Source organism: Pseudomonas sp. NPDC089554 (assembly GCF_050280645.1).
GTDB lineage: Bacteria > Pseudomonadota > Gammaproteobacteria > Pseudomonadales > Pseudomonadaceae > Aquipseudomonas.
This window is the reverse complement of the sequence record NZ_JBNNVR010000138.1, coordinates 1-9,992: the sequence shown is the minus strand read 5'-3', so window position 1 is coordinate 9,992 and position 9,992 is coordinate 1. Positions and strand designations below refer to the sequence as shown.

Sequence of the window (9,992 nt, the reverse complement as noted above, 5' to 3'; positions counted from 1 at the left end):
CTCGGGAGGCGGCGCCTGTGGACCCTGCTCAACCCCAAGGTGAAGAAGCGCCTGCAAAGCCTGGCCGAGGAAATGGGCGACAAACAGCCCTTCGCGCCCTATGTGCTGATCGAAGCCATCGGCGCCCGTGACTACCCCGTGGTCCAGAACGGCATCCTGTTGATCGCCTGCCTGGTGATCCTGGTCAACTTCGTCGTGGATATCCTCTACGGCCTGGCCAACCCACGCATCCGTCATCAGCGCTGAGGTCTTCGCCATGACAAGCCCAATTCCCAATGCTGTAACCCAGGCCCCGGCGGCCGACCAAAGCCTGCTCTACCCCTCCCCGTACAAGGAGTTCTGGCACGCCTTCTCGCGCAACAAAGGCGCGGTGGCGGGCCTGGCCTTCATGGTGGTGATCGTGTTCTGCGCGCTGTTCGCCCCATGGGTGGCGCCGCACAACCCGAGCGAGCAATACCGCGACTTCCTGCTCACCCCACCGGTGTGGCTCGAAGGCGGCACCTGGCAGTTCATCCTCGGCACCGACGAGCTGGGCCGTGACCTGCTGTCGCGCCTGATCCAGGGCGCGCGCCTGTCGCTGCTGATCGGCCTTTCTTCGGTGGTGATGTCGCTGATTCCCGGCATCCTGCTGGGCCTGTTCGCCGGGTTCTTCCCGCGCCTGCTCGGCCCTTCGATCATGCGCCTGATGGACGTGATGCTGGCCCTGCCCTCGCTGCTGCTGGCCGTGGCCATCGTCGCCATCCTCGGCCCTGGCCTGATCAACACCGTGATCGCCATTGCCGTGGTCTCGCTGCCCTCCTACGTGCGCCTGACCCGCGCTGCGGTGATGGGCGAGCTGCACCGCGACTACGTGACCGCCGCACGCCTGGCCGGTGCCAGCCTGCCGCGGCTGATGTTCATCACCGTGCTGCCCAACTGCATGGCGCCGCTGATCGTGCAGGCGACCTTGAGCTTCTCCTCGGCGATCCTCGACGCCGCCGCCCTGGGCTTCCTGGGCCTTGGCGTGCAGCCGCCGACCCCTGAGTGGGGCACCATGCTGGCCTCGGCCCGCGACTACATCGAACGTGCCTGGTGGGTGGTGAGCCTGCCTGGCCTGACCATCTTGCTCAGTGTGCTGGCAATCAACCTGATGGGCGACGGGCTGCGCGATGCGCTGGACCCGAAACTCAAGAACGCCGCCTGAGGAGAACGCCATGTCACTGTTGCAGATCAACAACCTGAACGTGCGCTTCGGCGACGCCAATGCCGTGCCGGTGGTCGATGGCCTCGACCTGTCGGTGGATGCCGGTGAAATCCTGGCCATCGTCGGCGAGTCCGGCTCCGGCAAGTCGGTGACCATGATGGCCCTGATGGGCCTGATCGACGCCCCCGGGCGCATCACCGCCGACGTGCTCAATTTCGACGGCACCGACATGCTCAAGCTCAGCGGCCGCCAGCGCCGCAAGGTGGTGGGCAAGGACATCGCCATGGTCTTCCAGGACCCGATGACCGCCCTGAACCCCAGCTACACCGTGGGCTACCAGATCGAGGAAGTGCTGCGCCAGCACCTGGGTCTGAAGGGCAAGGCCGCGCGCCAGCGCGCGCTCGAGCTGCTCAAGAAGGTGGAAATCCCGGCTGCCGAAAGCCGCCTGGACGCCTACCCGCACCAACTCTCCGGCGGCATGAGCCAGCGCGTGGCGATCGCCATGGCCATCGCGGGCGAGCCCAAGCTGCTGATCGCCGACGAGCCGACCACCGCGCTGGACGTAACCATCCAGGCGCAGATCATGGAGCTGCTGGTGAACCTGCAGAAAGAGCGCAACATGGCGCTCATCCTGATCACCCACGACCTGGCCGTGGTCGCCGAGACCGCCAAGCGCGTCTGCGTGATGTACGCCGGCCAAGCCGTGGAAGTGGGCCAGGTGCCGGAACTGTTCGACATTCCCGCGCACCCGTACAGCGAAGCGTTGCTGGCGGCGATCCCCGAGCACAGCGTCGGCGCCGAGCGCCTGGCGACCTTGCCCGGCATCGTGCCTGGCCGCTACGACCGCCCGCAGGGCTGCCTGCTGTCGCCGCGTTGCCCCTACGTGCAGGACAGCTGCCGCCGGCAGCGCCCGGCCCTCGATCCCCAGGCCCATAGCCTGGTGCGTTGCTTCTATCCGTTGAACCAGGAGGTGGCGTGATGACTGTCGTTCTGTCCGCCCGTGAACTGACCCGTCACTACGAAGTCTCCCGCGGCCTGTTCAAGGGCCATGCACTGGTACGCGCACTCAATGGCGTGTCGTTCGAACTGGAGGCCGGCAAGACCCTGGCCGTGGTCGGCGAGTCCGGCTGCGGCAAGTCCACCCTGGCCCGCGCCCTGACGTTGATCGAGGAACCATCCTCCGGCTCGTTGCAGATCGCCGGGCATGAGGTCAAGGGCGCCGACAAGGCCCAGCGCAAGCAGCTGCGCCGCGACGTACAGATGGTCTTCCAGAGCCCCTACGCCTCGCTCAACCCACGCCAGAAGATCGGCGACCAGTTGGCCGAGCCGCTGCTGATCAACACCTCGCTGAGCAAGGCCGAGCGCCGCGAGAAAGTGCAGAAGATGATGCAGCAGGTGGGCCTGCGCCCCGAGCATTACCACCGCTACCCGCACATGTTCTCGGGTGGCCAGCGCCAACGTATCGCCCTGGCCCGGGCGATGATGCTGCAACCGAAGGTGCTGGTGGCGGATGAACCGACCTCGGCGTTGGACGTGTCGATCCAGGCGCAGGTGCTGAACCTGTTCATGGACCTGCAAAAAGAGTTCAACACCGCCTATGTGTTCATCTCCCACAACCTGGCGGTGGTGCGGCATGTGGCCGACCAGGTGCTGGTGATGTACCTGGGCCGCCCGGCGGAAATGGGGCCCAAGGAAGACATCTACGAAAAGCCCCTGCACCCGTACACCCAGGCGCTGCTGTCGGCCACCCCGGCGATCCACCCGGACCCGCTGAAGCCGAAGATCCGCATTGCCGGTGAACTGCCCAACCCGCTCAACCCGCCGGATGGCTGTGCCTTCCACAAGCGTTGCCCGTATGCCACCGAACGTTGCGCCAAGGACATTCCAGCGCTGCGTGCGGTGGGGACGCGGCAGGTGGCGTGTCATTACGCTGAGCAGTTCCTCTAAAAAGCTTCGCGGCGGTTCGGCGCCCCGACAAGCCCGCTCCTACAGGTAACGCATAACCCTGTAGGAGCGGGCTTGCCCGCGAAGGGCCGCAAAGCGGCCCCAATTAACCAGCCTTATCCCAGAATGATCGGCCGTGCCTTACCAAGGTTGGCCGCCAACTCAACCCGGCTCTGCCGCTCCTGCTTCCAAGCCGGTTGCCCCGGCGCATTGCGCCACGACTCGCTCAGCGGGCTGTGGTCGACCGCATCGAAACCGAATTGGTCATACAGCCGCGTGACCAACGCCACCGCTTCCGGATAATCACTCGACACCGACAACGCCAAACGCTCCGGGGAACCCGCCGGCCTACCCCACAGGTTGATACGCGGAGCCTGGATATGGGTGAAGGCCTTGACCACCTTGGACGTGGGCAGGTGCTCCTGACGCAACTCGTGCACCGTCTTCTCGCCCGAGTCGACCATCGGGTAATGACCGTCGCGCCAGATCATGTAGTTGTTGGTATCGATCACCACCTTCCCGGCCAGCGCCTCGACAGGCATGTCGTTGGCCAACTTCAGCGCCACCGCCACCACCACGAAATCCCCCGCCTCGGCCACTTCGGCAGCGGTTGCTGCACGGGCTGCCGGGCCGAGCTGGGCAACCAGCTGGGTCAAGGTTTCAGGGCCGCGCGAGTTGGCGATGACCACGTCATAGCCGCAAGCGATGGCCGCACGGGCAAGCTCGCTGCCGACCTCGCCCGCGCCGATGATGCCGATAGTCGTCATCAGATACCCAGGCCGCCGGCCACGTCGATCACACCACCCGTGGTGTAGCCGCCGTTCGGGCCAACCAGGAAGCTGACGGTCGCGGCCACTTCTTCAAGGGTGGCGATGCGGCGAATCGGGTGCAGGTCCAGCAATGGCGCAGGCACACCATCGCCCAACACCTCTGCGGCCATGTCGGTGGGCATCACACCCGGCTGGACGACGTTGACCGTGATATTGCGACCACCCAGGTCACGCGCCACACCTCTGGCGTAACCGATGAGCGCCGCCTTGGTGCCCGCGTAGTCCGCAGCACCTGGGAACGGCACGCGGGTGCCCAGCAGCGAGCCGATGAAGATGATGCGGCCACCATCGGACAGCACCGGTGCGACAGCGCGGGTGGTGGCAACGGTGCCCAGCACGTTGACCTGCCACTGGCGGTCGAGGTTGACGATGTCCAGTTGCGGGTCGTCGACGGTCTTGCCTTGCACCGCGATGGCGGCGTTGGCCACCAGGATGTCGAGCTTGCCGAAGTGCGCCAGCACCTGCTCGACCAAAGGCTTGGCCGCAGCGGTGTCGGCCTGGTCGCTCTGGATGGCGATCGCGCGCACGCCCTTGGCCTTGAGGGTTTCGACAACGGCATCGGCCTTCTCGGCCGATGCAACATAGCTGATCGCGACATCAGCGCCTTGTTCTGCGAACGCCTGCGCAATGACCGCTCCCAGCCCACGCGATCCGCCGGTGACCAGCGCCACCTTGCCCGACAATGCCTTCTGCATGAAAAAACCTCACAGTGAATGATTGCGCCTTCCTTAAAGGGCGCGAATATTTATGTGCCATTCGACACATTAATAAACTGTAAGAGCGCAGCAGGGGCCTGTCAAAGCATTTTGAAACGATCAACACATAAATAGCGAAAGGGCCGCATCGCGGCCCTCTCGACTCATTTCATGAAGTCAGTGCATGAAGAACCAGATCAGGATGATCACTGGAATCGGCACACCAATCATCCACAGCAGTATCGAGCGCATGATGCTTCTCCTTGTTCGAGGGCTGTGAAGGTCGTTGCACCCTGCATGCCAAATGTCACAAAAAATTACATTGAACAAAAACAATCGGTTAGTCGATATTCCACCTCCAGCAACCGTGCAAATTGCCGGATCGACCTGATCTGGGCGGGTGTTGTGCAATCCTCGTTCTTGTCACTGCGCCTCAGCCCGAGGCACTATTTCGCCATGACCGCCACCACCCTCCCCGACGGCCCCGAGCAGACCCCGCTTACCGCCGACACCGTGCTGCGCTACCACCTGTGCTGGAAGCATCGCGACCTGGACGGGGTAATGGCGCTGTACCACCCGGACGTGCAGTACCACGACTTCTTCCAGAACCGCGTGCTCGGCTACCGCGAGCTGCGCGACTACGTGAAGGCCTGCCTGCCCCATGAGGCTGGCGAGGACATCGTTCACAGCGACCGCATTCGCATCGACGGCTGCACCGCGTTCATCCAGTACCAGGTCACTGTGCAAGGCGGCGATGGCCTGGTGGCGTTCCAGTCCAGCGAGGCGATCACCGTCAAGGACGGCCTGATCTGGCGGGTCAACGAATACGCCACCCTGGTACGCCAGCCCGCACGCGGCGCACGTAGCGACGGCCCGCGCCCGGCCACCAGCCGCCTGGGCCTGTCACCGCGCCAGCTGAGCACCATGGCCCAGGACCTGGAGCACTACTTCCAGCGCCAGCGCCCTTACCTCGACCCGGAACTCGACCTGCAACAGGTGGCCAAGGACAGTGGCTACAGCCGCAACCAGATCTCCTACCTGCTCAACCAGGTGCTTGGGCAAAGCTTCTACCGCTACGTCAACCAGGCCCGCCTGCAACACCTGCTGGCCTGCCTCGACGACCACAGCGCCAGCAAACCGGTCGACGCGCTGGCCTTCGATGCCGGGTTCAATTCGCTGTCGGCGTTCTACAAGTGCTTTCGCGAACACACCGGGCTTTCGCCCAAGGCCTACGTAAAGCAGGTTTCTCTGCGTGCACGCACGTAAGACAAGCCCCCCGCACCGCCACTAGCATCGAACCCAGACCTTACGCGGATGTGGGAGCAGTACCGATGCAAGCCTGGCGCACGATCAGCCTGTGGATGGACCAGCTCGACGAGCCCCTCGACGCCCGCCCGGCGCTGGAGCAGGACCTGGACGTCGACGTGTGCATCATCGGCGCTGGCTACACGGGCCTGTGGACCGCCTACTACCTCAAGCGCCAGGCGCCGCACCTGCGCATCGCCATTGTCGAAGCACAGACCGCAGGCTTCGGCGCCTCTGGCCGCAACGGCGGCTGGCTGATGGGCAACCTGCTCGGAGAAGACCGCCTGCTGGCCACCCTCTCGCCCCAGCAGCGCCGCGCCAGCGTCGACCTGCTGCATGGCATTCCCGACGAAGTCCACGCCGTGCTGCAACGCGAAAACCTGGACTGCGACTACCGCAAGAGCGGCGTTCTCTATTGCGCCGCGCGCTACCCGGAGCAAGAGCGCAACCTGCGCGCCTACCTCGACGACCTGTACCGCCAGGGCATGAACGCAGACGACTACCGCTGGCTCAAGCCCGAGCAACTGGCCGGGCAACTGCGCGTCGCCAATGCCTATGGCGCGGTGTTCAGCCCGCACGTCGCCACCCTCAACCCGGCCAAGCTAGTGCGCGGCCTGGCGCGGGCGGTGGAAAACCTGGGCGTGCCGATCTTCGAAAACACCCCGGCTCTCGACTGGCAAACCGGCAATGTGCGCACCGCCAACGCCAGCGTGCGCTGCCAATGGGTAGTGCCGGCGGTGGAAGGCTATGCCACCAGCTTGCCGCCGCTGGGCCGTCACCAATTGCCGGTGCAGAGCCTGCTGGTGGCCACCGAGCCGCTGCCTGAATCCGCCTGGGAGCAGATCGGCCTGAGCCAGGGCCAGGCCTTCAGCGAAGGCAGCCGGCAGGTCACCTACGGCCAGCGCACCGCTGACAACCGCCTGGTGTTCGGTGCCCGCGGCAGCTACCGGTTCGGCGGGCGCCTGCGCGAAGACTTCAGCCTCAGCGACAGCGAAATCGAGCTGCGCCGCTACCTGTTCGGCGAGCTGTTCCCGCACCTCAAGCAGGTACGCATCACCCACTCCTGGGGCGGCAACCTAGGCATGGCCCGGCGCTTTCGCCCACACATGCTGTGCGACCGCCAGCGCGGCCTGGCCGTGGCCGGCGGCTACGGCGGCGAAGGCGTCGGCGCCAGCAACCTGGGTGGACGCACCCTGGCCGCATTGATCCTCGGCCAGCACAACGAACTCACCGCACAGCCCTGGGTGCACGACAACCGCCCGCTGTCGAGCCTGGCCAGCTGGCCGCCGGAGCCCTGCCGCTGGCTGGGCTACAACGCGATCATCCAAAGCTTCGTGCACGAAGACCGCACCCTCGCCAACCCCGGCAGCGCGCCCTGGCGTCGACGCCTGGCCAGCGGCCTGGCCGACTTCATGGAAGGCTTCATGCACTGACTCCACCCCTTACACGAGACGCCAATGGCCATGAGCATCACCCAGTTCAAGCACACAGAAAGCGCCACCCTGGACACCTCCAATCCAGTCGCCGTGCCCCTTGGAAAGCCCGTCGCGGTCACGTCGGTCACCTGCGTCGAGCGCAGCGATGGCGTAGAGACTGGCATCTGGGAATGCACCCCAGGGCGCTGGCGCCGGCAGATCGTGCAACAGGAGTTCTGCCACTTCATCAAGGGCCGCTGCACCTTCACCCCCGACGGTGGCGAGCCCCTGCACATAGAAGCCGGAGACGCATTGATGCTACCGGCCAACAGCACCGGCATCTGGGATATCCACGAGACGGTGCGCAAGACCTACGTACTGATTTTCTGATCCGCTGATCGTCTGCCGCCTTTGATAACAACACTCACAGCAAGGTAAACCGGACATGCGCACCCTCCTCATCGCCCCACTGATGCTGGCCGCCTGCGTGGCCAACGCCGCCGACACGGTGAAGATCTACAACTGGTCCAGCTACATCGCACCGGACACCCTGAAGAACTTCCAGCAGGCCACCGGCATCACCCCGACCTACGACGTGTACGACAGCAACGAAACACTCGACGGCAAGCTGATGACCGGTAACTCCGGGTACGACGTGGTGTTCCCGTCCAACCATTTCATGGCCCGGCAGATCCAGGGCAAGGCCCTGAAGAAGCTCGACAAGAGCCAGCTGCCGAACTGGCAAAACCTCGACCCCCGCCTGCTCAAGGTGCTGGAGGTGAACGACCCGGGCAACGAGCATGGTTTCCCGTACCTGTGGGGCAGCACCGGCATCGGCTACAACATCGACAAGGTCAAGGCAGCACTCGGCGCCGATGCCCCGGTCGATTCCTGGGACCTGATCTTCAAGCCCGAGTACCTGAGCAAGCTCAAGAGCTGTGGCGTGGCAGTGCTGGACAACGGCCCGGAACTGCTGCCGATCGCCCTGAATTACCTGGGCCTGCCACACCACAGCAAGAACCCCGAGGACTACGAAAAGGCCAAGGCGCTACTGATGCAGGCGCGGCCGAACATCGCCTACTTCCATTCCTCGAAGTACACCGGCGACCTGGCCAATGGCGATGTGTGCGTGGTGGTGGGGTTCTCGGGCGATGTGTTGCAGGCCAAGAACCGCGCAGAAGAGGCGAAGAATGGCGTGAAGGTGGGCTATTCGATTCCCAAGGAAGGGGCGCCGCTGTGGTTCGACATGGTCGCCATGCCGGCCGATGCACCTGACGAGAAGGCGGGCTACGCCTACATGAACTACCTGTTGCAGCCTGAGGTGATGGCCAACATCAGCAACTCGGTGCAGTACGCCAATGGCAACCTGAAGGCCGATGCGTTGGTGGACCCGGCGATGAAAGCCAACACCATGATCTATCCGAACCAGGATGTGATGGGCAAGCTGTTCACCCTGGAGGCCATGCCGGCGAAGATCGACCGCCTGCGTACGCGCATCTGGACCAGTATCAAATCCGGAAGCTGATGTAAAAAGGGGCCGCTGTGCGGCCCCTTTATGACTCAGTGATGCTCGCGCGTCGCGCGGAATTTCACATCCGGCCAGCGCTCTTCCATCAGCGACAGGTTGACGCGAGTCGGCGCCAGGTAGGTCAGGTGACCGCCCCCGTCGATGGCCAGGTTCTCCATGGCCTTGTTCTGGAATTCCTCAAGCTTCTTCTTGTCGTCACAGCTGATCCAACGCGCCGACCACACGGTGATCGGCTCGTAGGCGCACTCCACCTTGTACTCTTCCTTCAGGCGGCTGGCGACCACGTCGAACTGCAGCACACCCACGGCGCCGAGGATGATGTCGTTGCTGCGCTCAGGGAAGAACACCTGGGTCGCGCCTTCCTCGGCCAGCTGTTGCAGGCCTTGGCGAAGCTGCTTGGATTTCAGCGGGTCTTTCAGGCGCACGCGGCGGAACAGTTCCGGGGCGAAGTGCGGAATACCGGTGAAGCCCAGCGCCTCGCCTTCGGTGAAGGTGTCGCCGATCTGGATGGTGCCGTGGTTGTGCAGGCCGATGATGTCGCCAGCGAAGGCTTCTTCCAGCTGCTCACGCTCGGAGGAGAAGAAGGTCAGGGCATCGCCGATGCGCAGGTCCTTGCCGGTGCGCACGTGACGCATCTTCATGCCCTTCTCGTACTTGCCCGAGCAGATGCGCATGAAGGCGATGCGGTCGCGGTGCTTGGGGTCCATGTTCGCCTGGATCTTGAACACGAAGCCTGTGAACTTCTCTTCCACCGGCTCCACAGTACGCTCGTGGGCCACACGGGGCAGCGGACGCGGCGCCCAGTCGACCACGGCGTCGAGCACATGGTCGACGCCGAAGTTGCCCAGCGCGGTACCGAAGAACACCGGGGTCAGCTGGCCGTTGATGAACTCGTCCTGGTCGAACTCATGGCAAGCGCCCTGTACCAGTTCGAGCTGCTCGAGGAAGCGATCGTATTCGTCACCCAGGTGCGCACGGGCTTCGTCGGAGTCGAGCTCCCCGCCAACGTCCCCGAACACCCGACACCTTCCGTGGACACCCCGCGCCAGGTGCTGTTCCTCGCCTACCCCGAGATGGGCCTGCTCGACCTGA

The 9,992-nt window shown here is 64.4% G+C and carries 11 protein-coding genes; 8 read left to right on the top strand and 3 right to left on the bottom strand.

Going from position 1 to position 9,992, the window contains the following annotated elements; genetic code table 11:
• The 4 genes from ACQKPE_RS24995 to ACQKPE_RS24980 form a co-directional block, all read left to right on the top strand.
• The coding region (locus ACQKPE_RS24995) for an ABC transporter permease subunit (protein WP_427669350.1) at window positions 1–246 on the top strand (246 nt) is incomplete at its 5' end.
• Window positions 247–256: 10 nt separating this feature from the next.
• Window positions 257–1,183 (top strand): ABC transporter permease subunit, encoded by a 927-nt coding sequence (locus ACQKPE_RS24990; protein WP_427669348.1) that lies wholly within the window; start codon window positions 257–259, stop codon window positions 1,181–1,183.
• Between the two features lie 10 nt (window positions 1,184–1,193).
• Complete coding sequence (locus tag ACQKPE_RS24985) at window positions 1,194–2,162, top strand: ABC transporter ATP-binding protein (protein ID WP_427669347.1); 969 nt, start codon at window positions 1,194–1,196, stop codon at window positions 2,160–2,162.
• Window positions 2,162–3,130, top strand: a complete 969-nt coding sequence (locus ACQKPE_RS24980) for a peptide ABC transporter ATP-binding protein (protein WP_427669345.1) — start codon at window positions 2,162–2,164, stop codon at window positions 3,128–3,130. Before ACQKPE_RS24985 ends, ACQKPE_RS24980 begins: the two co-directional genes overlap by 1 nt.
• 113 nt (window positions 3,131–3,243) lie before the next feature.
• On the opposite strand, the gene ACQKPE_RS24975 is transcribed toward ACQKPE_RS24980, so the two are convergent.
• Together ACQKPE_RS24975 and ACQKPE_RS24970 are read right to left on the bottom strand one after the other, a co-directional pair.
• Window positions 3,244–3,894 (bottom strand): NADPH-dependent F420 reductase, encoded by a 651-nt coding sequence (locus tag ACQKPE_RS24975; protein ID WP_427669342.1) that lies wholly within the window; start codon window positions 3,892–3,894, stop codon window positions 3,244–3,246.
• Window positions 3,894–4,652: an SDR family NAD(P)-dependent oxidoreductase gene (locus tag ACQKPE_RS24970; RefSeq protein WP_427669341.1), complete on the bottom strand. Its 759-nt coding sequence runs from the start codon at window positions 4,650–4,652 to the stop codon at window positions 3,894–3,896. Before ACQKPE_RS24970 ends, ACQKPE_RS24975 begins: the two co-directional genes overlap by 1 nt.
• 456 nt (window positions 4,653–5,108) lie before the next feature.
• Here ACQKPE_RS24970 and ACQKPE_RS24965 point away from each other — a divergent pair, with 456 nt between their 5' ends.
• The 4 genes from ACQKPE_RS24965 (at window position 5,109) to ACQKPE_RS24950 (ending at window position 8,897) form a co-directional block, all read left to right on the top strand.
• The gene (locus tag ACQKPE_RS24965; protein ID WP_427669339.1) at window positions 5,109–5,918 is read left to right on the top strand and encodes a helix-turn-helix domain-containing protein; all 810 of its coding nucleotides are present in this window, start codon (window positions 5,109–5,111) and stop codon (window positions 5,916–5,918) included.
• Window positions 5,919–5,983: 65 nt separating this feature from the next.
• Window positions 5,984–7,390 (top strand): NAD(P)/FAD-dependent oxidoreductase, encoded by a 1,407-nt coding sequence (locus ACQKPE_RS24960; RefSeq protein WP_427669337.1) that lies wholly within the window; start codon window positions 5,984–5,986, stop codon window positions 7,388–7,390.
• A gap of 30 nt (window positions 7,391–7,420) precedes the next feature.
• On the top strand, window positions 7,421–7,762 hold the full coding sequence (locus ACQKPE_RS24955; RefSeq protein WP_427669335.1) for a cupin domain-containing protein: 342 nt from the start codon (window positions 7,421–7,423) through the stop codon (window positions 7,760–7,762).
• Between the two features lie 55 nt (window positions 7,763–7,817).
• Window positions 7,818–8,897, top strand: coding sequence for a polyamine ABC transporter substrate-binding protein (locus ACQKPE_RS24950; RefSeq protein WP_427669333.1), 1,080 nt, complete (start codon window positions 7,818–7,820; stop codon window positions 8,895–8,897).
• A 35-nt stretch (window positions 8,898–8,932) separates the two neighbouring features.
• On the opposite strand, the gene ACQKPE_RS24945 is transcribed toward ACQKPE_RS24950, so the two are convergent.
• Window positions 8,933–9,992 (bottom strand): peptide chain release factor 3 (locus tag ACQKPE_RS24945; protein WP_427669331.1); only part of this gene is annotated, 1,060 nt, incomplete at its 5' end.

Bases quoted from the DNA above. Each gene is read 5' to 3' on its own strand.
- ACQKPE_RS24950 (WP_427669333.1), top strand. From the start codon at position 7,818: ATGCGCACCCTCCTCATCGCCCCACTGATGCTGGCCGCCTGCGTGGCC.
- ACQKPE_RS24980 (WP_427669345.1), top strand. From the start codon at position 2,162: ATGACTGTCGTTCTGTCCGCCCGTGAACTGACCCGTCACTACGAAGTC.
- ACQKPE_RS24985 (WP_427669347.1), top strand. From the start codon at position 1,194: ATGTCACTGTTGCAGATCAACAACCTGAACGTGCGCTTCGGCGACGCC.
- ACQKPE_RS24960 (WP_427669337.1), top strand. From the start codon at position 5,984: ATGCAAGCCTGGCGCACGATCAGCCTGTGGATGGACCAGCTCGACGAG.
- ACQKPE_RS24975 (WP_427669342.1), bottom strand. From the start codon at position 3,894: ATGACGACTATCGGCATCATCGGCGCGGGCGAGGTCGGCAGCGAGCTT.
- ACQKPE_RS24955 (WP_427669335.1), top strand. From the start codon at position 7,421: ATGAGCATCACCCAGTTCAAGCACACAGAAAGCGCCACCCTGGACACC.
- ACQKPE_RS24965 (WP_427669339.1), top strand. From the start codon at position 5,109: ATGACCGCCACCACCCTCCCCGACGGCCCCGAGCAGACCCCGCTTACC.
- ACQKPE_RS24990 (WP_427669348.1), top strand. From the start codon at position 257: ATGACAAGCCCAATTCCCAATGCTGTAACCCAGGCCCCGGCGGCCGAC.
- ACQKPE_RS24970 (WP_427669341.1), bottom strand. From the start codon at position 4,652: ATGCAGAAGGCATTGTCGGGCAAGGTGGCGCTGGTCACCGGCGGATCG.